The sequence below is a fragment of the Cobetia sp. MM1IDA2H-1 genome, assembly GCF_002916775.2.
Taxonomy (GTDB): Bacteria; Pseudomonadota; Gammaproteobacteria; order Pseudomonadales; family Halomonadaceae; genus Cobetia; species Cobetia marina.
Map to the genome: position 1 here is coordinate 682,050 of NZ_CM133225.1, position 25,913 is coordinate 707,962.

General features: G+C 63.5%; 20 protein-coding genes. 10 read left to right on the forward strand and 10 right to left on the reverse strand.

The genetic code is table 11. The annotated features are described in order from the left end of the window. Window positions 1–1,404 (reverse strand): MATE family efflux transporter, encoded by a 1,404-nt coding sequence (locus BOH68_RS02895; RefSeq protein ID WP_240499759.1) that lies wholly within the window; start codon window positions 1,402–1,404, stop codon window positions 1–3. Window positions 1,405–1,865: 461 nt separating this feature from the next. Here BOH68_RS02895 and BOH68_RS02900 point away from each other — a divergent pair, with 461 nt between their 5' ends. The 5 genes from BOH68_RS02900 to BOH68_RS02920 all read left to right on the forward strand — a co-directional run bounded on the left by BOH68_RS02900 (window position 1,866) and on the right by BOH68_RS02920 (window position 8,339). After that, window positions 1,866–2,483, forward strand: coding sequence for an elongation factor P hydroxylase (locus tag BOH68_RS02900; RefSeq protein ID WP_077373049.1), 618 nt, complete (start codon window positions 1,866–1,868; stop codon window positions 2,481–2,483). Between the two features lie 240 nt (window positions 2,484–2,723). Next, a complete protein-coding gene (locus BOH68_RS02905; RefSeq protein ID WP_077371346.1) occupies window positions 2,724–3,770 on the forward strand; it encodes a Fe(3+) ABC transporter substrate-binding protein in 1,047 nt (348 codons plus the stop codon). Window positions 3,771–3,909: 139 nt separating this feature from the next. After that, on the forward strand, window positions 3,910–5,712 hold the full coding sequence (locus tag BOH68_RS02910) for an ABC transporter permease (protein WP_240499590.1): 1,803 nt from the start codon (window positions 3,910–3,912) through the stop codon (window positions 5,710–5,712). Between the two features lie 155 nt (window positions 5,713–5,867). Next, window positions 5,868–6,404: an HPP family protein gene (locus tag BOH68_RS02915; protein WP_169477178.1), complete on the forward strand. Its 537-nt coding sequence runs from the start codon at window positions 5,868–5,870 to the stop codon at window positions 6,402–6,404. 228 nt (window positions 6,405–6,632) lie between these two features. Then, window positions 6,633–8,339 carry a DEAD/DEAH box helicase gene (locus tag BOH68_RS02920; RefSeq protein WP_077371348.1) on the forward strand — a complete coding sequence of 569 codons (1,707 nt, stop codon included), beginning with the start codon at window positions 6,633–6,635 and terminating at the stop codon, window positions 8,337–8,339. Window positions 8,340–8,431: 92 nt separating this feature from the next. Here BOH68_RS02920 and BOH68_RS02925 read toward each other — a convergent pair whose 3' ends face one another. Continuing rightward, entirely contained in the window at window positions 8,432–8,998 is a 567-nt protein-coding gene (locus BOH68_RS02925; protein WP_240704190.1) for a hypothetical protein, read from the reverse strand. A 59-nt stretch (window positions 8,999–9,057) separates the two neighbouring features. Next, entirely contained in the window at window positions 9,058–10,017 is a 960-nt protein-coding gene (locus BOH68_RS02930; protein WP_077371351.1) for a TatD family hydrolase, read from the reverse strand. A 330-nt stretch (window positions 10,018–10,347) separates the two neighbouring features. Here BOH68_RS02930 and BOH68_RS02935 point away from each other — a divergent pair, with 330 nt between their 5' ends. Next, entirely contained in the window at window positions 10,348–12,285 is a 1,938-nt protein-coding gene (locus BOH68_RS02935; protein ID WP_077371354.1) for an ATP-binding cassette domain-containing protein, read from the forward strand. Between the two features lie 88 nt (window positions 12,286–12,373). Here BOH68_RS02935 and BOH68_RS02940 read toward each other — a convergent pair whose 3' ends face one another. After that, the gene (locus tag BOH68_RS02940; RefSeq protein ID WP_077371357.1) at window positions 12,374–12,826 is read right to left on the reverse strand and encodes a universal stress protein; all 453 of its coding nucleotides are present in this window, start codon (window positions 12,824–12,826) and stop codon (window positions 12,374–12,376) included. Between the two features lie 247 nt (window positions 12,827–13,073). Here BOH68_RS02940 and BOH68_RS02945 point away from each other — a divergent pair, with 247 nt between their 5' ends. Further along, window positions 13,074–13,622, forward strand: a complete 549-nt coding sequence (locus BOH68_RS02945) for a hypothetical protein (RefSeq protein WP_077371360.1) — start codon at window positions 13,074–13,076, stop codon at window positions 13,620–13,622. Between the two features lie 143 nt (window positions 13,623–13,765). Here the strand turns inward: BOH68_RS02945 and slyA are convergent, their stop codons facing one another. Together slyA and BOH68_RS02955 are read right to left on the reverse strand one after the other, a co-directional pair. Next, entirely contained in the window at window positions 13,766–14,212 is a 447-nt protein-coding gene (gene slyA, locus BOH68_RS02950) for a transcriptional regulator SlyA (protein WP_077371363.1), read from the reverse strand. 178 nt (window positions 14,213–14,390) lie between these two features. Next, entirely contained in the window at window positions 14,391–15,503 is a 1,113-nt protein-coding gene (locus BOH68_RS02955; RefSeq protein WP_077371366.1) for a DUF5924 family protein, read from the reverse strand. A 410-nt stretch (window positions 15,504–15,913) separates the two neighbouring features. Between BOH68_RS02955 and fadB the strand changes: the two genes are divergently transcribed. From fadB to BOH68_RS02970, 3 genes are all read left to right on the forward strand, one after another. Continuing rightward, a complete protein-coding gene (fadB, locus tag BOH68_RS02960) occupies window positions 15,914–18,064 on the forward strand; it encodes a fatty acid oxidation complex subunit alpha FadB (protein WP_077371369.1) in 2,151 nt (716 codons plus the stop codon). A gap of 94 nt (window positions 18,065–18,158) precedes the next feature. Next, window positions 18,159–19,337 carry an acetyl-CoA C-acyltransferase FadA gene (gene fadA, locus BOH68_RS02965; protein ID WP_077371371.1) on the forward strand — a complete coding sequence of 393 codons (1,179 nt, stop codon included), beginning with the start codon at window positions 18,159–18,161 and terminating at the stop codon, window positions 19,335–19,337. Window positions 19,338–19,530: 193 nt separating this feature from the next. Further along, complete coding sequence (locus BOH68_RS02970) at window positions 19,531–20,463, forward strand: amidohydrolase family protein (protein WP_077371374.1); 933 nt, start codon at window positions 19,531–19,533, stop codon at window positions 20,461–20,463. Window positions 20,464–20,551: 88 nt separating this feature from the next. Here the strand turns inward: BOH68_RS02970 and BOH68_RS02975 are convergent, their stop codons facing one another. From BOH68_RS02975 to leuS, 4 genes are all read right to left on the reverse strand, one after another. Then, window positions 20,552–20,902 (reverse strand): DUF6482 family protein, encoded by a 351-nt coding sequence (locus BOH68_RS02975; RefSeq protein WP_103751361.1) that lies wholly within the window; start codon window positions 20,900–20,902, stop codon window positions 20,552–20,554. A gap of 42 nt (window positions 20,903–20,944) precedes the next feature. Beyond that, window positions 20,945–22,003, reverse strand: a complete 1,059-nt coding sequence (gene holA, locus BOH68_RS02980; RefSeq protein WP_077371377.1) for a DNA polymerase III subunit delta — start codon at window positions 22,001–22,003, stop codon at window positions 20,945–20,947. 145 nt (window positions 22,004–22,148) lie between these two features. After that, window positions 22,149–22,718: an LPS-assembly lipoprotein LptE gene (locus tag BOH68_RS02985; protein ID WP_077371380.1), complete on the reverse strand. Its 570-nt coding sequence runs from the start codon at window positions 22,716–22,718 to the stop codon at window positions 22,149–22,151. A 182-nt stretch (window positions 22,719–22,900) separates the two neighbouring features. Continuing rightward, window positions 22,901–25,501: a leucine--tRNA ligase gene (gene leuS / locus BOH68_RS02990; RefSeq protein WP_077371384.1), complete on the reverse strand. Its 2,601-nt coding sequence runs from the start codon at window positions 25,499–25,501 to the stop codon at window positions 22,901–22,903. Window positions 25,502–25,913: the final 412 nt, after the last annotated feature.

Consider the following 25,913-nt stretch of genomic DNA (forward strand, 5'->3'; position numbering starts at 1 on the left):
TCAGCCGGGCAGGCTGCCCTCCTGAATGGCGCGGCGCGCGATGACCCACAGACGCCAGCCAAGCAGCAGAGCCGCCACGGTCAGGCCGGCCACCATGCCAATCCAGTAGCCATAGACACCCATGCTCTCGACAGCCCAGGGCCAGACGGGGAACTGCTCACTGCCCACCCCCAGCAGATGCCCGCCACCAAGACCGATGATCCAGTAGGCGAACATGGTGATCAACATGATGATGCGAGTGTCCTTGAAGCCGCGCAGAGCCCCCGCCATGGCAACCTGCAAGGAGTCGGAGACCTGATAGAGCATCGCCAGCGTGATCAGGGAAAGCGCCAGCGCCTGCACCTTGAGGTTGCTGGTGTAGAGCGCCACGGCAGGCTCTGCCAGTACCCAGATCACCAGATCATTGATCAGAGCGACCACCAGTGAGAAGGCCACGCCATTCCACGCCACGAAGCGCGCCTCGTTCATGTCACCACGGCCGATGGTATGCCCCACTCGTACGGTGAGTGCCATGGCCAGTGACAGAGGGAGCATGAACAGCAATGAGGTGAAGTTGAGCGCGACCTGGTGGGCTGCCACCTTGATCTCACCGAAGCTTGCCACGAACAGCGCGATGACGGTGAACAGCGTGACCTCGAAGAAGATGGCGATGCCGATCGGCAGGCCGACCTTGAGCAGTTCCGAGATCTTCTTGAGCTGAGGCGCGCTGGGTTGGCACCAGAGGGCGACTGCCTGGTAGGCGCTGCTGCGACGGGTGTAGAGAAACATGCTCAGACACATGATCCACATGGCAAGCCCTGTCGCGATACCGCAGCCTGCAGCGCCCATGGCCGGGATATCGCCCAGCAGTCCCGGCAACGTGATCCCCAGCAAGTCATCCACGCCTGCAGAGCCATAGATCAGCAGGTAGTTGAGCGGAATGTTCGACAACAGGCCGATCAAGCTGATGATCAGCGCCGGACGAGTATGATTCATGCCATCGGAATACGCGCGTAGCACTTGATAGAAGGCGGCGCCCGGCATGCCCCAGGCAATGGCCATCAGATAAAGCGTGGCCTGTTCTGCCACCGCGCCGGGCACCTCCATCAGCGTGAAGATTGGCGCCGCCAGGAACCACAGTGCCAATCCTGACAGACTGCCGAGCACCAATGAGATCCACAGTGACTGGTGAACGTTGTCACGTACCTCACCGCTGCGGTTACCCCCCATCAGCTGTGCCACGACGGGTGTCAGCCCCATCAAGGTGCCAGCCATCAACAGCAGCAGAGGCACCCAGAGGCTGGACCCCACCGAGACGGCTGCCAGGTCCGTCGCGCTGGAGCGACCGGTCATCAGGACATCCACGGCGCTCATGCCTGCCTGAGCCAGCTGAGCACCGCAGATTGGCAGTGCCAGCGTGACCAGGCGTGAGGTCTCGGCGCGTACCCGGCTGGCGAATGGCGCCTGAGAAGAGGCTGCAGGCGTGGAGGCGGATGAATGGGAGGGTTCGGCGGGGGGCACGGCAGGCTCCTGCTGGTAATCGAGAATCATTCTTGCTTGGCGCGCCATCCTAGCAGATAAGGCCTGCCTGCGGGGCGCAAGAGAGTGAATTATCAGCGCTTGGTACTCACCTGTCAGGTGGAATGACGTGATACGAACGAGCCACGTACAATGCTCGACATCGTCATGCAGTACCGTCCCTATCTCCGGGTACTGATATCGCTGCTGATTCACACGATCGTCGAGACTTGCCTGTGTTGCTTTCTTCAGAACTTTCCCGCGTGCCTCGCACCCTGTCATCACGTCATGAGGCGTGCAGCGCAGACGGCGATGCCATGCCTGATCATGCCCTGGCGGGGGGGCAGGCCCTGACGGATCAAGAGTCGATGGACCCTGAGCTGACGGCGTTGACTTCCCTCTTCGATGGACTGTTTGCCACGTCTTACAACACCTTGTTGCGGCGCGCCCCCCACGAACCTCTCTATCTGCCCGCCGGCATGACGACGGATGAGGTGCAGGATGGGGTCGCCAGCGGCGACTCTCCAGGCGATGAGCTCGGCTTTCATCGTCTCTATCTGGCGCGCGGCTTCTTCTCCAGCGCTCTGCACGAAGTCAGTCACTGGTGCATCGCGGGCCCTGAGCGACGCCTCAAGGAGGATTACGGTTACTGGTATGCACCGGACGGACGTGATGCACACCAGCAGAAGGCCTTTGAAAGTGTCGAGGTAGCCCCGCAGGCGCTGGAGCAATTGTTCCACCGTGCAGTCGCCAAGCCGTTTCATGTCAGCGTCGATAATCTGGAGCTTGAGGTGGATCGCGATGCCTTCGCACAGCGTGTCGACGAGCGGGCCGCTGAATACGAAAGGTGCGGCCTGCCAGCACGCGCCAATGCCTTCCGACATGCGCTGCACGCTGTCTGGCAGCGCAAGCTTTCACACACGCAAGCCATCCAGGAGGCGATGACGCTATTGCCCGCCGTCGGGGAGGATGGCCGCGTGGCCTGATGCGCCCGCCATGCCGACGCAGGACATTGTCTGTTCCGCGCGCCTCGAGATATCCCGCCGTGGAATCGCCGGATTTTCAGGCATGAACTGCTAGCACGGATTGCGAAAACTGCAAGTCAGCGTTGCACGAGCGTTGCGATCGGAAACCCTTTGTGATTAGAATGATTCGCATTGCTACGATCATTCTGCTTCCCCTGCACCAGCAGGCCAGAAGCGGGGACCTTCGAACAGGGGTATTCGATGACAGCTTCCACCAAGATTTCTGCATCCTCCGTCCGCAAGCTGCTGCTGGGCGCACTGGCTGGCGTTACCGCCGCCACGGCGCTGCCGGCTCAAGCCCAGGAAGAGGTCAACGTCTATTCCTATCGTCAGGCCTATCTGATCGAGCCGTTCCTCAAGGAGTTCACCGAGGAGACCGGCGTCAAGGTCAATGTGGTCTTCGCCAAGCAGGGCCTGGCCGAGCGTCTCAAGCGGGAAGGGCGCAACACCCCGGCTGACGTGCTGCTGACCGTGGATGTGGGACGTCTGCAGGAGCTGGTCGACGAGGAGCTGGTCAAGAGCGTCAATGACGAGGTCATCGAGGCCAATCTGCCCGAGCAGTACCACGGCCCCGACAATCAGTGGTTCGGCATCACCACGCGCGCACGGGTGCTCTACACCAGTGTCGAGCGTCTCGAGGCCGGTCAGGTGGCAAGCTATGACGACCTGGCGGATCCGAGCCTGAAGGGGCGCGTCTGCTCACGCGCCGGTGATCACCCCTACAACGTCGCGCTGATCGCCTCACGCATCGCGCACAACGGTGAAGAGGCCACGCGTGAGTGGCTGGAAGGCTTCAAGGCCAATCTGGCGCGCAAGCCTCAGGGTGGCGATCGTGATCAGATCAAGGCGATCCGCGACAACGTCTGTGATGTGGCCATCGGCAACAGCTATTACTACGGCAAGATGCTCGACAATGACGAGCAGCGCCCGTGGGCCGAGAAGGCACGTATCGAGTTCCCGGATCAGAACGGCGTCGGCACGCACATGAACATCTCCGGCATGGCGATGACCAAGTATGCGCCGCACGAAGAGAATGCCCTCAAGTTGATGCGCTTCCTCACCGAGAAGACCGCCCAGCACATGTATGCCGAGGTCAACTTCGAGTATCCGGCCAACCCGGAAGCCGAGAGCTCCGAGCTGCTGACCTCATGGGGCGAGTTCAAGCAGGATGACCTGCCGCTGACCGAAGTCGCCAAGCTTCGCAAGCGCGCCGCGCAGATGGTCAATGAAGTCGGCTTCAACCAGTAAGGGCACTCGCCGGAGCCAGAGGCTACCGAGCGAGCTGTCATGAACGAAGAGGGGCTGTCGCGATGCGACAGCCCCTCTTCGTTTGCGCAAAGCATGTAAAATAGACGCAATTGCAGTTGCGGGATAACGAGGACGTCAGATGACCCAGGGCAAGCGGCTGTTGGCTGAGCAAGGTGCGAGCTTTGAAGGAGAGGCGGTGGCCGCCATGAGCGGCACCGGGCGATCGCCGGCCGCCCAAGAAATGGCGCACTACGATGCAGCGGCCATCCGGCGTCGTCAGCGGCGTCTCGGAACCCACATGGGCTGGTTCGTCAGCGCCTGGGGCGTGGCCGCACTGGTGGTCATGCCGGTGCTGGCCGTCGTCTGGCTGGCTGTCTTCGGTGACGATGGCAGTGATCAGGCCGGGGAGGGCATCTGGCCGCATCTCGTCTCCACCGTGCTTCCCGATTACGTCATGACCAGTCTGGCGCTGGTGGCGGGAGTGGCGGTCCTCAGTGGCAGCATGGGGGTCGTCTCGGCCTGGTTGACCACCATGTATCAGTTTCCGCTGCGACGCACCTTCGAGTGGTCGCTGCTGTTGCCGTTCGCGATTCCCGCCAACGTCATCGCCTATATCTATACCGACGTCTTTGAGTATGCCGGCCCCTTCCAGGGCGCGCTGCGTGCCCTGTTTGGCTGGGATTCGCCCCAGGATTACTACTTCCCGGAGATCCGCAGCCTGGGGGGCGCCATCCTGATGCTGTCCCTGGTGCTGTTTCCCTATGTCTTCATGCTGGCACGCTCGGCATTTCTCGATCAGTCGCCCTCACTGCGCGATGCCAGCAGAACGCTGGGCTGCAACGGGTGGCAAAGCTTCTGGCGCGTGGCACTGCCCAGCGCCCGACCGGCGATTGCCGTCGGCCTTGCACTGGCGATGATGGAGGCGCTCAACGACTTCGGAACTGTGGACTACTTCGCGGTACGCTCGCTGACCGCCGGCATCTTCAATGTCTGGCTCAACATGGGCAGCCTGCGCGGTGCGGCGCAGATCGCGCTGTGCCTGATGATCTTCGTGGTCACGCTGATCTGGCTCGAGCGGCATGCTCGGCGTCGTCAGCGCCAGTTCGGCAAGGGCGATCGCTACCGTCGCTATCAACGTCCGACCCTGACGGGATGGCGGGCATCAGTGGCGTCACTGGCCTGTTTCCTGCCGCTGTTCTTCGGTTTCCTGCTGCCGGTGGGCTTGCTCACGCGGCACGCCATCCTGTATTTCGAGGAATCCTGGACACCGGACTTCGCAGGCTATGCCGTGAACAGCCTGATACTGGCGGTGAGCGCTGCGGTACTGACCCTGATCATCGGGGTGCTGCTGGCCTATGCCAAGCGGCTGGATCGCACCGCCAGCGTACAGCAGGCACTCAAGCTTTCGAGTCTGGGCTACGCCATGCCGGGTGCCGTGCTGGGGTTGGGCGTTCTGGTACCGCTATCCGGCTTCGACAATGCACTGGACAGCTTCCTGCGGGCCAATTTCGGCATCTCCAGCGGATTGCTGCTGACGGGAACGATGGGCGCGATCATCATCGCCTATGTGGTGCGCTTCTTGGCGATTGCCGCGGGCTCCATCGAGTCGAGCCTCGACAAGGTCACGCCCTCGATGGACATGGCGGCACGCTCGCTGGGCGAGAACACCTTCTCGACCCTGCGTCGTGTGCATCTGCCGCTGATTCGTCCGGGGCTTCTGACCGCGGCGCTGGTGGTGTTCGTGGATGCCATGAAGGAGCTGCCGGCCACCTTGCTGCTGCGCCCCTTCAACTTCGATACGCTCGCCACTCACGTCTATCAGTACGCCTCCGATGAAATGCTCGAGCAGGCGGCGCTGCCGGCACTGGTGATCGTGCTGGTCGGTATCCTGCCGGTGATCGTGATCTCGCGCACCATCGTCGCCTCACGCAGCGAAGCGTGAACGAGCAAGAGAGACGAGAGCCGGCGTGCGTGACGGGAGTGACCGGTGCCGAGCGGGCATCAGCTTATTGCCATACGGTAGTTGTCCCTGCCCTTGAGATCGCCTAGGGTGCAGCGCTTGATGACGCAAGGACACTCCCGGAGACGACTCGCACGATGATCAAGCCTTATCTGACCAAGATGCGCGGAGGCCCGCTCAAGCGTGGCAAGCCGCATGTTGCCGATGCCCTGTGGTCCTGGCTGGGGGCCTTTCTCGGCATGGCGTTGATCGGCTGGATGTCATCACATTATCTGGCGGTCAGCACCTTGCTGCTGGTCGGCTCCTTCGGGGCGACCTCGGTACTGCTCTACGGTGCGCCGCATAGTCCGCTGGCGCAGCCGCGCAACGTACTGGGCGGCAACCTGTTGTCGGCGCTGGTCGGCGTGGCCTGCTATCACTGGCTGGGCGACGGCTGGCTGGCAGCCGCCATGGCAGTCTCGGTGGCACTGCTGGTGATGCAGCTGACGCATACCCTGCACCCGCCGGGCGGTGCCACGGCCTTGATCGCGGTGATCGGCGGTGAGCCCCTGCATGCGCTCGGCTACTGGTATGCCTTGCTTCCCGTCGGTCTGGGGTGCCTGGCCATGCTGGTGCTGGCGGTATTGATCAACAACCTGGCGCGTCATCGTCGCTATCCGCTGCACTGGCATTGAGTCATCAGGTGCCACCACCGGGCGCGTGCTTCTGCAGTCGCCGGCGGAAGGTGATAGACTGGGTCATCGCCTGACGCGAGCGACTGGCAGCAGTCCGCCGAGGTCCCCCAGACCAACGCCTTCTTCACTGTGCCTGATACGCCTCGCTCTCTCTCCCGGCACGTGCCCGGCCAGGCGCCATTCCTTAATGATCGACCAGCACGTGGCCGGTCAGCCGAAGAGATATTGATGACTGAGACTACTGCCAACTCCATCCCGGCTTTTGCCGCCCTGGGGCTGTCCGCTCCTGTTCTGAAAGCGATTGCCGAGATGGGCTATTCCACGCCGTCCCCGGTGCAGGCGGGTGCGATTCCTGCCGTGCTGGAAGGTCGTGACGTGATGGCTGCCGCGCGCACCGGTACCGGCAAGACTGCCGGTTTCGCCTTGCCGCTGGTCGAGCGCCTCTCAAACGGCGCCCCTGCAGGCGCCCGCAAGATCAAGGCCCTGATCGTCACGCCGACGCGTGAACTGGCCGCGCAGATCGACGAGAACGTCACTGCCTACTCCCGTCACCTGAAGCTGCGCAATGCCGTGGTGTTCGGTGGCGTGAAGATCAATCCGCAGATCAGCCGCCTGTCTTCCGGCGTCGAGATCCTGACCGCCACACCGGGTCGCCTGCTGGACCTGCACTCCCAGAAGGCCATCGATTTCTCGGATCTCGAGACGCTGGTGCTGGACGAAGCGGACCGCATGCTGGACATGGGCTTCATCCACGACATCCGCCGCCTGCTCAAGCTGCTGCCGACCAAGCGGCAGACGCTGCTGTTCTCCGCGACCTTCTCGGACGAGATTCGCGGCATGGCCAACAAGCTGCTCAATGATCCGGTCGCCGTGGAAGCCAGCCCGCGCAACACCACGGCCGAGAAGGTCGAGCAGCATATCCATACCGTGGAGAAGAGCCACAAGCCTTCGCTGCTCAAGCATCTGATCCTCAAGGAAAACTGGCATCAGGTGCTGGTCTTCACGCGTACCAAGCATGGGGCCAACCGTCTGGCGACCAAGCTCGAGAAGTCCGGCATCAGCGCCGCGGCGATTCATGGCAACAAGAGCCAGAATGCCCGTACCAAGGCATTGGCCGGTTTCAAGAACGGCGAAGTGCGCGTGCTGGTTGCCACCGATATCGCGGCACGTGGCCTGGATATCGAGCAGCTGCCGCAGGTCGTGAACTACGAACTGCCCAATGTCCCGGAAGACTACGTTCACCGGATCGGACGTACCGGTCGCGCCGGTGCCAGCGGGCGTGCCATCTCGCTGGTTTCCAGCGATGAGCGCAAGGAGCTCGGCGGTATCGAACGTCTGCTCAAGGGCAAGCTCAAGCGTGTCGAAGTGGAAGGTTTCGTGCCGGAAGTCGACGTCGAACCGGAACGTGAGCCGCGTCAGCCGCGGGGCGGCCAGCGCACTGGCGGCAAGCCTGCCGGTGAAGGTCGTGGCAATGGTGGCCAGCGCACCGGTGGCGCTCGTTCGGATGGTCAGCGCACTGGTGGCAAGCCTGCCGGTGAAGGCCGTGGCAATGGCGGTCAGCGCTCTGACGGCCAGCGCACTGGCGGCGCTCGTTCGGGCGGTCAGCGCACTGGCGGCGCTCGTTCGGATGGTCAGCGCACTGGTGGCAAGCCTGCCGGTGAGGGCCGTGGCAATGGCGGTCAGCGCTCTGACGGCCAGCGCACTGGCGGCCAGCGCCAGCAAGGTGGCGGTGCCAATCACGACGACGACAATCGCGGCAATCGTGCTCCCGCTCCGCGTGAGGTGGATGGCAACCGCGTCGCGCCGCGCCCGGAAGTGAACGGCAATCGCGCGCCGGAGGCACCGTCCAGTGAAGAGCGTCCGCGTCGTCGTTCGCGTGGTGGCCGCAATCGCTCCAGCGGTGGCAATGGCGGTGGTGGCCGCTCCAACGGCTGAGCCTTGCGGGACAGACTGAAGTCGTGAACCAGAACGCCCCGACAACTACCGGTTGTCGGGGCGTTCTGCGTTTCAGAGATGGCGGAAGGAAATCAGACGTCTTCTTCCCAGTCGATCTCATAGTCCGGGCCTGTGCCCCGGATGTCTTCATCGCCACGCACACCGTCACCGCGCAGGCGGGTGTGGATGGCCAGCATCACCATCACCTCGTTGTCCGGTCGGAAGGGCTGCAGCCCCTGCTCGAACAGCATGTTGTTGCGCTCGCGTGCCCAGTCGCCGGGGGATAGTTCCGGATAGAGGCCCTCGGCAGGAGCAAACTCGATGAAGGGGTCCATGTTGTAGGCATCGAACAGACGCGCCAGCGCCTGTTCGTCATCCATGACGCCGGTGGTATAGAGCGTGGTCTGGTAGTAGTCCTGCTCCAGCTCCTTGAGCACGTCGAGAGGGCTGACGCCGAAACTTCTCAGGTCATCCAGGCTGTAGTCGCCCAGTTCCAGCATTTCCCCATCCAGCCATTCATCGTCAGGCTGAATCAGGACATGCTTCATCTGCCCATCGGGCAGGGCCCAGGCGATGGCCAGGGGCAGGCTTGAGTCCTCGCCTGTCTCGACGGCGATGAAGGCGGGGAAGTCGCCTGTTTCAGGTTCGTATTCGTGCATTGTCGTGTCCAGAGCAGGGAAGCGTGCAAAGAAGGGCGTGCAAGGGAAGGCGTGCCGTGTCAGGCCGCGGGCAGGCGGAAGAAGCGGGTGGCAGTCGCCGTGGTGGCCTGCGCCAGCGCTTCCATCTCCATGCCGCGCAGGGCAGCGACCTCGGCCAGAATCCAGACCAGCAGCGAGGGTTCGTGGCGGCGTCCCTTGAGCTTGGCGGGCAGATTGCGTGGCACCAGATAGGGGCAGTCGGTTTCCAGCATCAGGCGTTCCAGCGGAATCTCGCGACACAGGCTGCGCAGGTGCTCGCCGCGGCGTTCATCGCACAGCCAGCCGGTCAGCCCGATATGCAGGTCGAGATCCAGATAGCCATATAGTGTCTCACGCTCGCCGGTGAAGCAGTGCACGACCGCGTGGCTGATGTCATCCCGCCAGTGCTTGAGCATCTCGAGCATCCGTCGGCCGGCGTCACGTTCATGCAGAAACAGTGGCAATCCTGTCTCGGCGGCAAGGGTCAGCTGGGCCTCGAAGGCGCGAGCCTGCTCGGCGGGCGTGGAAAAGTTGCGATTGAAATCCAGGCCGCATTCGCCCACCGCGACCACTTCCTGCTGGGCCAGCAGCTCCCGGATACCGCGCTCGACACCATCGTTCCACTGGCTGGCATCATGCGGATGCACACCGGCGGTGGCAGAAAGGCCACGATAGCGCGCCGCCAGCGCCTGAGCCTCACGCGAGCCGTCCAGGCTGGTGCCGGTCAGGATCTGCTGGCTGACGCCCGCCGCGCGAGCTCGCAGCAAGGTGCCCTCGATGTCCTGAGCATAGCTTTCATGGGTCAGGTTGACGCCGATGTCGATCAGCGGCGTCGGGCTTGCGAAGCGCAGCGCCGGCGCCAGCCGAGTCAGGGCCGTCTGGCGATCGCTGTCATCGAGGGACAGGTCGGCGCACAGGTCGGCAAGCGAGGTCTCGCTCAGTTGCTCCGGGTCATAGCAGGGCAGCGCTGAGGGATCAGCATGGGGAGGAAGCGCGGACATCGAACACCCTTGAGTCACGGGGGAGGGAGAAGGAACACGGCAGTGAAAGGCGTACCAGGTCGTCTGCTGGCCTGGCACTCGAGAGTCCGGCACCGGGCGATCGGCTCGTTGGCAATGCCAGGCGCACGACGTGCTTTCAAGTGGTCGGCCATTCTACCCAAGCCGCCGATGTCTTTCAGCCCTTGCGGTGTCTTCCATCGCCTGTACGCTGCGCCTCGGGTAGAATGGCGTCATTCTCCGGCGCGCGTCGCTGGCGGCGGCCTGTCCGCCTGACTCCCACTTCCTCCGCGGCCTTCCCGGCCCCGGACCCGTCACGAGTTGCTGCTGCACATGGCATTGTTACGACTGGAAAATCTACAGCTGGCCTATGGCCATCACGTTCTGCTCAATGGGGCGGATCTTGTCGTCGAGCGCGGCGAGCGCCTGGCGCTCGTCGGCCGCAATGGTACCGGCAAGTCGACCCTGCTCAAGCTGATCACCGGCGAGTTCCAGGCCGATGCCGGTGAGCTGTGGAAGGCGCCGGGCCTCAAGATCGGCGTGCTCTCTCAGGACCTGCCGGCGGCGGAAGGTCGCACGATCTTCGATATCGTTGCCGAAGGCCTGCCGCAGGCAGGTGCGCTGCTGGCGGAATACCATCACCTGATCAGTGATCCGGAACCGGACCTCAAGCGTCTCGAGCACGTGCAGGTCGCGCTGGAAAGCGTCGATGGCTGGCAGTTCCAGCAGCGTATCGATACCGTGCTGACCCGCCTGGGCCTGCCGGAAGACACCATGATGGAAGATCTCTCCGGTGGCTGGCGTCGGCGTGTCGCGCTGGCGCGTGCGCTGGTATCCGACCCGGACCTGCTGCTGCTCGATGAGCCGACCAACCATCTGGATCTCGATACCATCGCCTGGCTGGAAGAGCAGGTCGCGGCCTTCTCCGGCGCCGTGCTGTTCATCACCCACGACAGGGCCTTCCTCAAGCGCCTGGCGACCCAGATTCTGGAGCTGGATCGTGGCCGCCTCGGCCGTTATCCGGGCGATTACGCGGCCTATCAGGCCCAGAAGCAGCACGAGATGGATGTCGAGGCCAAGGAAAACGCCGAATTCGACAAGAAACTGGCCCAGGAAGAGACCTGGATCCGCCAGGGCATCAAGGCGCGCCGCACCCGTAACGAAGGTCGCGTGCGCGCGCTGGAGAAGATGCGTGATGAGCGTGGACAGCGTCGTGAGGTGCAGGGCCGTGCGCGTATCGCCGTCGATTCTGCCGAGCGCAGCGGCAAGCGCGTCGTGGAGCTGGAAAATGTCAGCTATCGCTACGACGAGGCGCAGGACAAGTGGGTCATCCGTGACCTGAGCGTCGAGATCCAGCGCGGCGACAAGGTCGGCCTGCTGGGGCGCAACGGCGCGGGCAAGACGACGCTGCTGCATATCCTGCTGGGTCAGCTCGAGGCCAGTGAAGGCAAGCGCATCGAAGGCACCAAGCTTCAGATCGCCTACTTCGATCAGCTGCGCAAGGGCCTGGACATGGAAGCCACCGTCTACGACAACGTGGCGCGCGGCAGCGACCGTGTCACGGTCGGCGGGCGTGACATGCACGTGATGAGCTACCTGCAGAACTTCCTGTTCACGCCGGACCGCGCGCGTCAGCCGGTGCGTTCGCTGTCAGGGGGCGAGTCCAATCGCCTGCTGCTGGCGCGTCTGTTCACCATGCCGGCCAACGTGCTGGTGCTCGATGAGCCGACCAACGACCTGGATGTCGAGACGCTGGAGCTGCTCGAGGAGCTGCTGCTCGACTTCGACGGTACCGTGCTGCTGGTCTCCCACGACCGTGCCTTCATGGACAACGTGGTCACCAATATCCTGGCCTTTGAGGGCGACGGGATCGTCAAGCCGTATGTCGGGGGCTACAGCGATTGGATACGTCAGGGCGGGCATCTGCCGCCGGCACCGTGGGAAGTCGAGCGTGAGCGCGAGGAAAAGCACCGTCGTGAGGCGCAGGCCGAGGATGAGCGTCGCAAGCGTGAGGCCGCCCAGGCGCAGCAGGCCCCCAAGAAGGTCAAGCTGCCCTACAAGTTCCAGCGCGAGCTGGATCTGATTCCGGCGACCATCGAGACGCTGGAAGCGGAGATCGCGACGCTGGAAGCCGAGATCGCGGCGCCCGAGTTCTACACGGGGGATGCCAAGGCCGTGAAGAATACGCTCGAGAAGCTCAGCCACAAGCAGCAGGTGCTGGAAGAGACGATGGAGCGCTGGATGGAGCTTGAGGCCATGCAGGAAGGCTGAGTCTCTTTTCTCGTCTCCCCGGGTGCGGAATGACACGAGGGCAGCCATTGGCTGCCCTCGTGTCATCTCGGCTCACTGACCGCCGGCGTCATTCTTCGCTGTCATCTGCCCCCACTCGGACGGCCAGCACATCACACTGGGCACCATGCAGGACACCAGTGGAAGTGGAGCCCAGCAGCAGGGCGAAGCCATGGCGACCATGTGAGCCGACCACGATCAGATCCACGTCATGTTCTGCGGCAAAGCGATGAATCTCGCTGTCCGGCATGCCGACCACGACATGCTGATCTTCAGGCGCGATACCGTGTGGCGTGGCGATATCCCCCAGTCGCTCACGGGCATGGGAATCCAGCTGATCCTGAATGCTGGTCAGATCCATCGGGATGTCCCCGCCATAGGCAAAGCCCAGTGGCTCGAGGGTATGCATGATGGACACCTTGGCACCATTGCGCTTGGCGATGGGCAGTGCGCGTTCCAGTACCAGGTGGGAATCCTTGGTCAGATCGACAGCGACCAGTACATGCTTGTATTCGTTGCTCATCCTGAATTCCTCCCGTAGAGGTGGGCCATTCGAGTGGCGTCGTGCACCTGCTTCCATGCTAGGCTTGCCGCCCCTCGGAAGACAATGACTTGCATCAACGTATTGCCAGTGCGCCAGGCGCAACCCCCGTACGCGGTTGGATGGCTCGGGCTCTGGGCACGTTTCTGGTTGTCCGCACGGCGGCGTTTTCCGCAGTCGTTCGATGATGACGCGAATTTCTTACTGACACTTCCTGGCAGGACATTTCATGACGACAGCTCTGATCATCATTTTCGTGGTGCTGGCGATGTTGTCGCCGCTGACATGGTTACGCCCCAGCAAGCGTGAGACACGCACGTCACTGGTGCGCAAGGCCGTGATCGCGGACGGCATGCGGGTTGACCTGAAGGCAGCACCGCTTTCGGATGCCCCCAAGGGGATCGTCGGCTATCGTCGTCCCTGGCCCACCGAGCGCGATGTCACCCCCTTCATCCTCGTCCACGACGAGTGGGCCAGCGATGCACTGCGTGAGGCCGTGCCCGGATATCGTTGGCGTGAAGAGAGTCGCCTGGCGGAGGACCCCGACTTCGCGGCCGCTCTGGAACATCTCACGCGGGCGTTGCCGGAGGATGCCCTGATGCTGGAGTCCTCACTGTCCGGCTTGACGCTGTGGTGGGGGGAGAGCCTGGCACTGGAAGACTGCGAGGCGTGGCGCCGGGAGTTCGAGGTATTGCATGCCCTGTTGATCGCCAAGGCCCCCATTGCCCATCGCCGCCGTCCGTTGGTGGGGACAGAGCCCAGAATGCCGGGCGGGTGAGCGTGATATTTCGGGCCGCCCTCGGCCGCGAGCAGGGCCGGCGCGTGACCTGAGCTTGCCTTGAACGTCTTGCAAAAAAGCCCCCGTCGAGTCACTCGATGGGGGCTTTTTCCTTTCCCGCTGGCGTATCCGGACACGCTCGCTCAGGCGCTTTCCGGCACCTTCTCGGAGATTTCCAGGCCATTGCGTTCCATGACGCGCAGGCATTCGCAGAATTGGTCGACCTGCTCCGGCGTGAGCCCCTCGAGCATCTCGATGCGGGTCTGCTCGGCGATGGCATCGATCTTCTCGATCAGCGGCAGTGCCTTGTGTGTCAGGAAGATGCGCTTGGTGCGGCGGTCTTCCTCACAGGCGCGGCGTTCCACCAGCCCCTGCTCGCTGAGCTGATCCAGCGTGCGTACCAGAGACGGTGCCTCGATGCCGATGGAGCGTGCCAGATCACATTGTGGCTGGCCGTCTCCGAGTCGCCACAGGTGTACCAGCGTCATCCAGCGGGTTTGTGTCAGCCCAAGCGGGGACAGTCGCTGGTCCAGGATGGCGCGCCATAGGCGCGGCAGGCGGGAAAGCTTTAGCCCGATATCTTCATGCATGGGTATGTCGTCCACAGAGTGCAAAGGATGAGTGGGCTTTTATCCTGGCACCCCTCGGTGCCGCCCTTGTCTTCAGCATGCTAGGCAGCCTGGATAATTACAAGCCTGCGAACGAATTTTACGCCCAAGGTCGAGTAACCGAGGGTTCACGCTTCAGGGTCACTCACGTCGCGAAGCGTCACAGGCCCGGAATCAGGTTGGTGATCCGCCAGCCGGGGATGCCCGCCGGCCGTGCCAGGCTGCTGTCCGCGAAGGTGGCCACCTGCGGATCATCACTGACGAGGAAGCGCAGACTGCCGATGCGCTGCCCGTTCATGGTCTCGACATCGATTTCCCATTCCCCCTCGCTGCCCTTGGGGAAGGCCGTCTTGTGTGTCCATGCCCGATAACCTTCCTTGCGACCGCCGTTGATGTTCAAGGCGATGCGATCCACCACTTCTCCGTCATGTCGCCAGACGTGATAGACCTTCTCCGACAACCCGCGTGGGGCGCGAATGGCCGTGTAGGCGTAGAGGCCTCTGGCGGAGAGTTGCGCTGGGGTCAGATGCATCTCGCCCCGCGGTGTCCGCGCCGCGGTGTCGAAGTCCGGCGAGAGGCTGCTGGCGTTGATCCAGAGCGTGGCAGGCGGAATCCAGGCGCGTGCCCCCCATGCGCCCACCCCCAGCATCACGCTGATGCCGATCATCGCCAGGCCACCGACCAGCCCGCGGGCAATCCGCAGGTTGGCGACACTGGGCAGCGCGAACAGGCTCATCGCGGCACACGCAGCCAACAGACTCTCGCCGGTGGTCAGTTCCAGCAACAGGGGCAGGGTGACCAGTACCACGACGAATACGCACAGGGCGTGGAAGCCGAAGTACAGCCAGCGATGGCGCTCGGCCAGTCGGTAGTAGAAGGGGTCGAGTATCGACAGCAGAGTCGCGCCGCACAGCAGCAAGGTGAAGCCTGCCTGGCCACTGGCCCAGTCGGTCGTCGCCAGAAAGAACGGCAACGTGAAGCACAGGGTCTCCTGCTGGATCAGCTGTGCCACGAAGGTGGCCAGCTTGCGGGGCAGGGCATTCTGGCCGCGATGACGGCGCAGACGGCTCCACAGGCCTTCGGCGATCAGGATCAACCAGGCCAGCATCATGCCCAGCGCCAGCATGCCACCCAGCCATTGCTGACGATTGACGAGGAAGAAACTGCAGATGCCCGCAGCGAAGCCGATGGGAGGCCATAGCCAGTGCCAACGCTTGGTGCGTTCGACGATGCCGGTCAGGCGCAGATACAGGGCGGTGAGAGTGCTGCTCATGAAAGCATGATATCGGTGTGGCCTTTGAGAACCTGCTGGAGGGCAAGGATATGCCGCTGCCAGCCTGCGTGACGGGAAAGCGCCAAGAGTAACGCGACTGCCTTTCCGGGTGTAGCGTCGATCTTTGCCCACACCCGCTGTCGAAGTCAGGCGCCAGAGACAGGAACCGGCATGGGGACAGCCCCGGACCCCCGACCTTTCGCTAATGTCCGCAGGCTTGATCTTTGCCCGTCTCTGGCCCAAGCTGGCTGTATTCAAACGCTTGTATGAAGTGCTGTGGCGAGAGATGACTCTCCTGCGGCGCCTCTGGAAGCTTCGAGTCCGGCGAGGCCGGTTGCCAGCGCACCCATGGCAGAGACCATCCTGCGCCTGACAGCCCCTTCACCCCTTTCTCTTGTGGAGATCCGTGGATGATCTATTCAGGCAAAACGCTATCCGTCGAGGCCAATCAGGACGCCATCGCCCTGTTGACGCTCGACCTTGAAGGCGAATCGGTCAACAAGCTGGCCAGCTACGTACTCAAGGAGCTGGGGGAGGCGGTCGAGGCCATCAAGGCGACGGCCGACCTGAAGGGGCTGGTCATCCGCTCCGCCAAGGAAGCGTTCGTGGTCGGTGCCGATATCACCGAGTTCCATCAGATGTTCGAGAAGGATGAAGCCTTCCTCATCGACATGAACATGACCGTCCATGGCATCTTCAATGCCATCGAGGACCTGCCGTTCCCCACCGTCACCGCCATCAATGGGCTGGCGCTGGGCGGCGGCTGCGAGATCACCCTGACCACCGACTTCCGCGTCATGGCGGACAGCGCGAAGATCGGCCTGCCGGAGACCAAGCTCGGCATCATTCCGGGCTGGGCGGGCTGCGTGCGTCTGCCGCGCCTGATCGGCGCGGACAACGCCATCGAATGGATCTGTGGTGGCACCGAGAATCGCGCCGACAAGGCCCTGGCAGTCGGCGCCGTCGATGCCGTGCTGCCGGTGGCCGAGCTGGACGCGGCGGCACTCGACATTCTGGCGCGCGCCAATGCGGGTGAGCTGGACTACATGGCACGGCGTCTCGAGAAGACCTCGCCGCTCAAGCTCAATGCCATCGAGCAGATGATGGCCTTCGAGACCGCCAAGGGCTTCGTGGCAGGCAAGGCCGGCCCGCACTATCCGGCGCCGGTGGAGGCCATCAAGGTCATCCAGAAGGGCGCGGGCGAATCGCGTGAGCGTGCCCAGGCCATCGAGGCCAAGACCTTCGCCCGGATGGCGCTGACCGACGTGGCCTTCAATCTGGTCGGCCTGTTCATGAACGATCAGGTGGTCAAGAAGAAAGCCAAGGGATATGAAAAACAGGCGAGCAAGATCCAGCAGGCTGCCGTACTGGGTGCCGGCATCATGGGCGGTGGCATCGCCTATCAGAGCGCCAGCAAGGGCACGCCGATCCTGATGAAGGATATCAATGGCGAGGCCATCGAGCTTGGCCTGAAGGAAGCGCGCAAGCTGTTCGGCAAGGGCGTCGAGCGGGGCAAGCTGACCACCGAGAAGATGGCGCAGGGGCTGTCCAACATTCGCCCGACGCTGTCCTATGGCGATTTCGGCAACGTGGATCTGGTCGTCGAGGCGGTGGTCGAGAACCCCAAGGTCAAGGCGTCGGTGCTGGCCGAGCTCGAGGACAACGTGGCGGATACCACCATCCTGACGTCCAACACCTCGACCATTTCCATCACGCGTCTGGCCGAATCGCTCAAGCGTCCCGAGAACTTCTGCGGCATGCACTTCTTCAACCCGGTGCATCGCATGCCGCTGGTGGAAGTCATCCGTGGCGAGAAATCCAGCGACGCGGCGATCGCCGCGACCGTCGCCTACGCCCGTCAGATGGGCAAGACACCGATCGTCGTCAACGACTGCCCGGGGTTCCTGGTCAACCGCGTGCTGTTCCCCTACTTCGGTGGCTTCAGCCTGCTGGTCGAGAAGGGCGCCGACTATCAGCGCGTCGACAAGGTGATGGAGAAGTTCGGCTGGCCGATGGGCCCGGCCTACCTGCTGGATGTGGTCGGCATGGACACTGCGGTCCACGCCAATGCGGTGATGGCCGAAGGCTTCCCGGATCGCATGGCGCGTGAGGGCAAGACCGCCATTCAGGTGATGTACGACAACAAGCGACTGGGGCAGAAGAATGACCTGGGCTTCTATCGCTATGAGGAAGACCGCAAGGGCAAGCCGAAGAAGCTGCCTGATGAAGCGGCGCAGGCACTGGTCAGTGAAGTGGTCAGCGAGACGCGCGAATTCTCCGATGACGACATCATCGCGCGCATGATGGTGCCGCTGTGCATGGAAACCATCCGGTGTCTGGAAGATGACATTGTCGGTACGCCGGCCGAGGCGGACATGGCCTTGATCTACGGCATCGGTTTCCCGCCGTTCCGTGGTGGCGCACTGCGCTACGTCGATGCCATGGGCGTGGCAGAGTTCGTCGCGCTGGCCGACAGCCTGGCCGATGAGCTGGGGCCGCTGTATCGCCCGACCGAGGCACTGCGTGAGCGTGCCAAGCGCGGCGACGCCTTCTACGCCTGAGCCTTTGATTGCTGAGCACACCCAAGTGGGGCCAGCACTATCCGACCAGAATTTTCGGCTCTCGCGACAGCGAGGGCCATGAGGGAGCCAGACAATGAATCTGAATCCGAGAGATGTGGTAATCGTCGATGGCGTGCGCACTGCCATGGCCAAGGCCAAGAATGGGGCCTTCCGCCACGTGCGCGCCGAGAACCTGTCCGCCGCGGTGATGCAGGCGCTGTTCGATCGCAACCCCGGCCTGGTGCCGGCAGAGGTCGATGACGTCATCTGGGGCTGCGTCAACCAGACCCTGGAACAGGCCATGAACATCGCGCGCAATGCCGCCATCATGACCGGCATCCCGCGCAGCGTGCCGGCGCAGACGGTCAACCGGCTGTGTGGCTCCTCGATGAGCGCGCTGCATATCGCCACCGCCAACATCAAGGCCGGCATGGGCGACTTCTACATCATCGGGGGTGTCGAGCACATGGAGCACGTGCCGATGGCGCATGGGGTCGACGTCAACCCGGCGGCCAGCAAGCACGCGGCCAAGGCCGCGATGATGATGGGCCTGACCGCGGAACTGCTCGGCAAGATGCACGGCGTGAGTCGTGAGCAGCAGGATGAGTTCGGCGTGCGCTCTCACCAGCGTGCCCAGGCCGCCGCCGATGAAGGTCGTTTCGATGACGAGATCATCGGCGTCGAGGGCCATGATACCGAGGGGCGTCGCGTGATGGTGACCCGTGATGAGGTCATCCGTGGCGATGCCAGCATGGAATCCATGGGCAACCTCAAGCCGGTGTTCGATCCCAAGGGCGGCACCGTGACGGCGGGCACCTCTTCCGCGCTGTCCGTGGGTGCCTCGGGCATGGCGGTGATGAGCGCCGAGCGCGCCGAAGCGCTGGGTCTCAAGCCCATCGCCCGCGTACTGTCCACCGGTGTGGCCGGGTGCGATGCCTCCATCATGGGCTACGGCCCGGTGCCGGCCTCCAAGCAGGCACTCAAGGCAGCGGGGCTGACCATCGACGATATCCAGACCGTCGAGCTCAATGAGGCCTTCGCGGCGCAATCGATTCCCGTGCTCAAGGACCTCGGCCTGCTGGAGCGCGCCGACACGGCGGTCAACCTCAACGGCGGCGCCATCGCGCTGGGGCACCCGCTGGGCTGTTCCGGCTCGCGTATCTGCACCACCTTGCTCAACGTCATGAAGCAGCAGAACACGCGCCTGGGTCTGGCGACCATGTGCATCGGCATGGGGCAGGGCGTCGCGACGGTCTTCGAGCGTCTCGACTGACTGTGCTTCGCCTGAGATGGCGATCACGCACCGGCAGAGTATCTTCAAGCGGCATGTCTTCGGACATGCCGCTTTTTCGTATGCGTGCTTTTGTCTGGAAACGAGAGAGGGGGCGCAGTATCGTGACACAGGGCACTGAAACGCGAAGTCGCCCCGGGCTTGATGATCGAGGTTACGCGAGGGAGTCGCATCGATGGATTGGAACCATGTCGAGCAGGATCTGCCGTGTGCGGCACCGCCACGCCCCCTGCCGCATCCCCTGACGTTCCGGCTGCCTCCGGGCAGCATTGATTGCCACCTTCATGTGTTCGGCGATCCGGTGCGTTATCCGCTGGCGGAAGACAGGACCTACAACCCTGCCGAATTCGGGCTCAAGGACGCGCTGGAAATGCACCACGCGCTTGGCGCCCGTCATGGCGTCCTGATCCAGCCAAGTGTCTATGGCTATGACAATCGCCTGCTGTGCGACAGCCTCGAGAACTGTCGTGAGCGCGGGCTGGATTATCGTGGCATCGCCGTGGTCTCGCCCGAGATCAGTGATGCAGAGCTTGAGCGGCTCTCCAGGCTGGGCGTCTGCGGGGTGCGCCTCAATCTGATCTTCTCCGGCGGGCTGCGCTGGCGTGATGTCGTGCTGCTGGCGGACCGTCTGGCCCGCTTCGACTGGCATCTGGAATGCCTGATCGATGTCTCGACCTTCCGTGACATGGAGGCACGGCTCGGCAGTCTGCCGGTGCCGGTGGTGATCGACCACATGGGCCACCTCGCGGCTTCACGGGGGCCGGAATGTCCCGGTTTCACCGCGCTGTGTCGGATGCTCAAGCAGGGACGTACCTGGGCCAAGCTGTCGGCGCCATATCGACTCACCACCCGGGGACGCCTGCCGTATTCCGATGTCACGGCACTGGCGCGGGCACTGGTTTCCGCCAATCCCGAACGCGTGGTGTGGGGCAGTGACTGGCCGCATCCGCATATCGGGGTCGAGATGCCGGAGGAGGACACGCTGGCGGAATTGATGCAGCGCTGGCTGCCGGAGCGCGAGATGCGCGAGAAGATCTTCCGCGACAATCCACGCAAGCTCTATGGGTATCCCGCCTTCGTGAAGTCGAAGGTCGAGGAGGCGCACTGAGCGCAGATCGAGCGCCCACCTGAGTCTCAGGGGCGTGCCGCAATGACAGAAGCCCCCGTCAGTGAACTGGCGGGGGCTTCTGTCATGGCTACAGCGTCTTGAACGCCACACGCGTGCCATGGGCCAGCAGGCTGGCATTGTCGACCGGAGTCGTGGGGAGGCCGATCATCTCATCCTGCACTTCCGCCCAGGTTTGCACGCCATGCGTCAGCCCCAGCGGCAGCAACAGGCGACTGACCCACTGCGTGCCGGTGAAGCGCAGGGACTGGCCGTCTTCATCGACCAGACGACTGATGCCGTCGGCATGATGCAGGCGCACCAGATATAGCCCCTGATCCAGCGTCTGGATCTCCACGGTCAGCGTGTTGCCTTCGGCGAGCCATCGACGCAGGGTCTCGACACTGACGCCTTCGCCAAGCAACGGGGGGGTCATCTGCATGGGATCTCCCTCGTGTCAGAGGCACGTCGGACCGTGCCAGGATCACCCCACCTTGTAGGCGTGAGGCAGTTCGGCCAGCGGGCCGCGTCCACCGGCGAGCGTCAGGGCGAGATCCACCATCCCGTCCCAGATAGGCAGCGTCATTCCGCCCTTGATCGCCATGTCGAGTCGCTGCGAGAACAGCAGCAGCTTGTGCAGACGCTTGTGGGGCAGACGATTGAGCGCCTGCTGATAGAAGGGACGCCGCTTGTCGAAGATCATCGGTTTCTGCGCCTTGCAGGCATGCTCGAAACTCTGGCCTTGATCGAGGTGCTGACGCAGCGAGAGCAGGGTGCGCAGCTCGCGCGTCAAGGCCCACAGGATCACCGGCGGCTCGACCCCTTCTCCCCGCAGACCCAGCACGATACGCCCGCTGCGCTCGATCTCGCCCTTCAGGCAGGCATCCGCCAGCGTGAAGACATCATAGCGGGCATTGTCCTCGACCCCCTGGGCGATGGCATTGCCATCCAGGCGTGCGCCCGGCGGGTGCAGCAGCGCCAGCTTCTGCAGCTCCTGGTCCGCGGCCAGCAGATTGCCTTCGATGCGCTCGGCCAGCAGCCGGGCGGCGTCCTGATTCAGTTCCAGGCCATGCAGGCGGGCGCGATCACGAATCCAGAAGCCGAGGCGGGAATGATCCACCGGCCAGACCGCGATGAACACTCCCACCTTCTCGAGCGCCTTGAACCACGCCGTCTGCTGCACCTTGCGGTCGAGGCGTGCGGCGGTGATCAGCAGGATGTCGCCATCCTTCTCGATGCGCTCGGCATAGGCCTTGAGCACCTTGCTGCCTTCCTGGCCGGCGCTCTGGGTGCCCAGGCGCAGCTCGATCAGCTTGCGCGAGGCGAACAGTGACATGCTGGCGGCGGATTCGGTCAGACGACCCCACTGGAAACCGTTCTCGACGTGAAGGACTTCCCGCTCCTCGACGCCGGCCGCACGCGCCGCGCGCCGGATGGCGTCGCAGCTTTCCTGATGGATCAGAGGCTCGTCGCCCGCCACGATATAGACCGGAGACAGGCGCTTGTTGAGTTGCTCTTCCAGCTTGTCGGGATAGACCTTCATGAGTGTCCTTCGATCCTGCACGGGAGAGGGCGGTGACGCTGGATGGCGGCAGACGCACACGGCTCCGCGGTGGTCGGTTGCCCGATAGCGCGGAGCCGTGATGGTGGTGCGGTCTACTGGTGAGCGTCTCGCCAGGTCAGAGAGTTCAGGGGGTGATGGCGCGCAGGCGGTCCATCAGCTGACGACTCAGCTCACGATCATTCTGCTCACCGGCACGTTCACGCACGTCATCGGTGTTGAGCAGGTTGTCGTCGTTGGTGTAGTAGTCGCTGCTGGCTTCCAGCTCCTGCTGGTTGGCCAGGTAGGCGCCGTCCGACTTGCGTTGCAGCGAGTAGACGACACGATAGGTCAGCTCGCGCTTGATGCTGCCTGCATCACCAAAGGTGATCTGATGGACGTCTTCATTCAGCTTGCCCAGATTCAGGCGCAGTGGTGCATCATCGCTCAGGCGGATGTCGGCCTGCTTGAGCGCTTCGCGCAGCGCGTCGTGGGTATCGGTGTTCGGTGCATGGACATCGAGTTCGGTGATGGCCATCGGCGTGGCGTCGTAATCGCGCAGCTGGAAGCCACAGCCGCTCAACGTCAGCGCGACGCCGACGCCAATGGCCGCCATCAGGCGGCGAGGAGCCGACCGGCGCGGGGCAGCTGACGCTGCGGTCTCGCCGGGGCTGCGTGATGCGTCCACTGATGCACTGTTGGAATTCGCCTGCGTCACCGTGACCTCCTGTCATGAACGAGTGTCATGAATGTCCTGCGAGAGCGCTGCATGCTCCGGAGATTCCCGCAAGTCATGCCGCGCACGAAATTTGGCTGCCAGCCATCCGCAAGAGGATGCGGATGGCTGGCAGGAGCCCGACGCGCCAAGGCGCCGGGTGCGGGGCGTGCCCCGGTATCGCCTCAGTTGGCGACGATGTTGACCAGCTTGCCCGGTACCACGATGACCTTGCGCACCGTCTTGCCATCGGTGTGCTTGGTGACGTTGGCATCTGCCAGGGCAGCAGCCTCGATGGCATCACGGTCGGCATCGGCGGCGAAGGACAGACGCGCCCGCAGCTTGCCGTTGACCTGCACGACCAGCTCGATGCTGTCCTTCTTCATCGCATCCCTGTCCGCGACCGGCCAGCTGGCGTCGATCACGGCTTCCTCGTGGCCCAGTGTCGCCCACAGCGAGTGGCTGGCATGCGGGATGATCGGTGACAGCAGCAGCACGCAGGCCTCGACGGCTTCACGGCTGACGGCCAGGCCCTGCTCGGAGGCGTCCTCGAAGCGGCTGATGGCGTTGACCAGCTCCATCACGGCCGCGATGGCGGTGTTGAAGGTGGTACGGCGGCCGATGTCATCGCTGCACTTGGCGATGGTCTCGTGCGTCTTGCGACGCAGCGCCTTCTGGTCATCGTTCAGGCCTGCCACGTCCAACGCGGCCGGGGTGCCGGCAGCGACGTGCTCGTGAACCAGGCGCCAGACGCGCTTGACGAAGCGATGCGCGCCCTCGACACCGGAATCGGACCACTCCAGCGACTGCTCGGGCGGTGCGGCAAACATCATGAACAGACGTACGGTGTCGGCGCCGAAGCGGTCGATCATTGACTGCGGGTCCACGCCGTTGTTCTTGGACTTGGACATCTTCTCGGTGCCACCGATCTCCACCGGCAGGCCATCGGACTTCAGCACGGCCTTGATGGCACGGCCCTTGTCGTCGGTCTCGACGTCCACGTCCAGCGGGTTGAACCAGTCGCGGCCGCCTTTCTCGTTGATGCGGTAGTAGGTATCCGCGACCACCATGCCCTGGGTCAGCAGCTGCTTGAACGGCTCATCGCTGTCGACCAGGCCGAAGTCCCGCATCAGCTTGTGGAAGAAGCGCGAGTAGAGCAGGTGCAGGATGGCGTGCTCGATGCCGCCGATGTAGTAGTCGACCGGCAGCCAGTAGTTGGCGCGCTCGTCCAGCATGGCCTCGGCATTGTCCGCGCAGCAGAAGCGCGCGTAGTACCAGGAGGACTCCATGAAGGTGTCGAAGGTGTCGGTCTCGCGCTGCCAGCCATCGCCCAGGTCACTGAAGGACGGCATCTTCTTGATCGGCGAACCGCCGGAGGCGTCGAATTCGACTTCCAGTGGCAGCTCGACCGGCAGCTCGTCGTCGGTCAGCGGGATGGATTCGCCATTCGGACCATTCTTGACCGGAATCGGCGCGCCCCAGTAGCGCTGACGCGAGACGCCCCAGTCGCGCAGGCGGAAGTTGGTCTTGACCTCACCACGGCCCTGCTCGACCAGACGTGCGGCGATGGCATCGAAGGCGCTCTCGAAGTCGAGCCCATTGAAGTCGCCGGAGTTGATCAGCACGCCGTGCTCGGTGAAGGCGGCGTCGCTGACGTCAGGCGCGTTGCCGTCGGCATCGGCGATCACGGCTTCGATGGGCAGGCCGTACTTGGTGGCGAATTCGTGGTCGCGCTCGTCGTGGGCCGGCACGGCCATCACGGCACCGGTGCCGTATTCCATCAGCACGAAGTTGGCGACGTAGACCGGCACTTCACGGCCCGTCAGCGGATGGATGGCCTTGAAGCCGGTATCCATGCCGCGTTTTTCCATGGTTGCCATGTCGGCTTCGCTGGTGCCGCCACGCGCGCATTCGGCGTTGAACTCGGCAAGCTCGGCATTGTGCTCTGCCGCGGCCTTGGCCAGCGGGTGAGCGGCGGCGACACCGACGTAGGTCACGCCCATCAGGGTATCCGGACGCGTGGTGAAGACGGTCAGGGATTCCTGCACCTGGCTTGCCTTGGCATCGAGGCCGAAGCTCAGCTCGACACCGCGCGACTTGCCGATCCAGTTGCGCTGCATGGTCTTGACCTGTTCCGGCCACTCGACCTTGTCGAGGTCGGCCAGCAGCTCTTCGGCATAGTCGGTGATGCGCAGGAACCACTGCGGGATTTCCTTGCGCTCGATCAGCGCGCCGGAGCGCCAGCCACGGCCGTCGATGACCTGCTCATTGGCGAGCACGGTCTGGTCCGCCGGGTCCCAGTTGACGATGGAGCTCTTCTTGTAGACGACTCCCTTCTCGACCAGCTTGGCGAAGAACCATTGTTCCCAGCGGTAGTATTCGAGATCACAGGTCGCGAACTCACGGCTCCAGTCGTAGGCGAAGCCCAGCGCCTTGAGCTGATCGCGCATGTAGGCGATGTTCTCGTGGGTCCACTTGCCCGGCGCGACGTTGTTCTTCATCGCGGCATTTTCCGCCGGCAGGCCGAAGGCATCCCAGCCCATCGGCTGCATCACGTTCTTGCCCTGCATGCGCTGGAAGCGCGAGATCACGTCACCGATGGTGTAGTTACGCACGTGCCCCATGTGCAGCTTGCCGCTGGGGTAGGGGAACATCGACAGGCAGTAGAACTTCTCGCGGTTGGCATCTTCCACCGCCTTGAAGCACTGATTTTTCTCCCAGTACTGCTGGGCAGCCTGTTCGATCTGGTCGGGAGCGTACTGTTGAGACGTATCCTGTGAGTCCATCGGGTCCGTTGCTACCTTGGCGTTGGCCTGTACCTGTCCAAGCGGGCAGGCAGGGCGTGAAGAGATGGGCGGTCCGCTTGGCAAGGCCGCCACTGTCAGCGATGGGGTCAAGTCTACCCCAGACGCCAGGCCTCAGGTAGGGGAGGCGACTGCCATGGCCCGCCGTGAGACCGGTCTTGACAGGGTGACGCGATATCCTGACCTGCGTCACGTCCTGCAGGCGGCCACGAGTGGGTGTGGCTTGTGAAGCAACGCCAACACCACCATGCTTGAGAGAGCGCCCCATGCCTCCCGCAGACCGGGAGACGCTGATGATACAAGGAGAGTCCATGAGCCAACCACGTGAACCCCGTGATCCGCACGATCCCGCCAGTGCCACTACGTCCTCGCATGACAGCGGCTTTGAAGATAC

Bases quoted from the DNA above. Each gene is read 5' to 3' on its own strand.
- BOH68_RS02915 (WP_169477178.1), top strand. From the start codon at position 5,868: ATGATCAAGCCTTATCTGACCAAGATGCGCGGAGGCCCGCTCAAGCGT.
- BOH68_RS02930 (WP_077371351.1), bottom strand. From the start codon at position 10,017: ATGTCCGCGCTTCCTCCCCATGCTGATCCCTCAGCGCTGCCCTGCTAT.
- BOH68_RS02925 (WP_240704190.1), bottom strand. From the start codon at position 8,998: ATGCACGAATACGAACCTGAAACAGGCGACTTCCCCGCCTTCATCGCC.
- BOH68_RS02945 (WP_077371360.1), top strand. From the start codon at position 13,074: ATGACGACAGCTCTGATCATCATTTTCGTGGTGCTGGCGATGTTGTCG.
- holA (WP_077371377.1), bottom strand. From the start codon at position 22,003: ATGAAGGTCTATCCCGACAAGCTGGAAGAGCAACTCAACAAGCGCCTG.
- BOH68_RS02955 (WP_077371366.1), bottom strand. From the start codon at position 15,503: ATGAGCAGCACTCTCACCGCCCTGTATCTGCGCCTGACCGGCATCGTC.
- BOH68_RS02935 (WP_077371354.1), top strand. From the start codon at position 10,348: ATGGCATTGTTACGACTGGAAAATCTACAGCTGGCCTATGGCCATCAC.
- fadB (WP_077371369.1), top strand. From the start codon at position 15,914: ATGATCTATTCAGGCAAAACGCTATCCGTCGAGGCCAATCAGGACGCC.
- leuS (WP_077371384.1), bottom strand. From the start codon at position 25,501: ATGGACTCACAGGATACGTCTCAACAGTACGCTCCCGACCAGATCGAA.
- BOH68_RS02975 (WP_103751361.1), bottom strand. From the start codon at position 20,902: ATGCAGATGACCCCCCCGTTGCTTGGCGAAGGCGTCAGTGTCGAGACC.
- BOH68_RS02940 (WP_077371357.1), bottom strand. From the start codon at position 12,826: ATGAGCAACGAATACAAGCATGTACTGGTCGCTGTCGATCTGACCAAG.
- BOH68_RS02905 (WP_077371346.1), top strand. From the start codon at position 2,724: ATGACAGCTTCCACCAAGATTTCTGCATCCTCCGTCCGCAAGCTGCTG.
- slyA (WP_077371363.1), bottom strand. From the start codon at position 14,212: ATGCATGAAGATATCGGGCTAAAGCTTTCCCGCCTGCCGCGCCTATGG.
- BOH68_RS02970 (WP_077371374.1), top strand. From the start codon at position 19,531: ATGGATTGGAACCATGTCGAGCAGGATCTGCCGTGTGCGGCACCGCCA.
- BOH68_RS02920 (WP_077371348.1), top strand. From the start codon at position 6,633: ATGACTGAGACTACTGCCAACTCCATCCCGGCTTTTGCCGCCCTGGGG.
- fadA (WP_077371371.1), top strand. From the start codon at position 18,159: ATGAATCTGAATCCGAGAGATGTGGTAATCGTCGATGGCGTGCGCACT.
- BOH68_RS02910 (WP_240499590.1), top strand. From the start codon at position 3,910: ATGACCCAGGGCAAGCGGCTGTTGGCTGAGCAAGGTGCGAGCTTTGAA.
- BOH68_RS02900 (WP_077373049.1), top strand. From the start codon at position 1,866: ATGGACCCTGAGCTGACGGCGTTGACTTCCCTCTTCGATGGACTGTTT.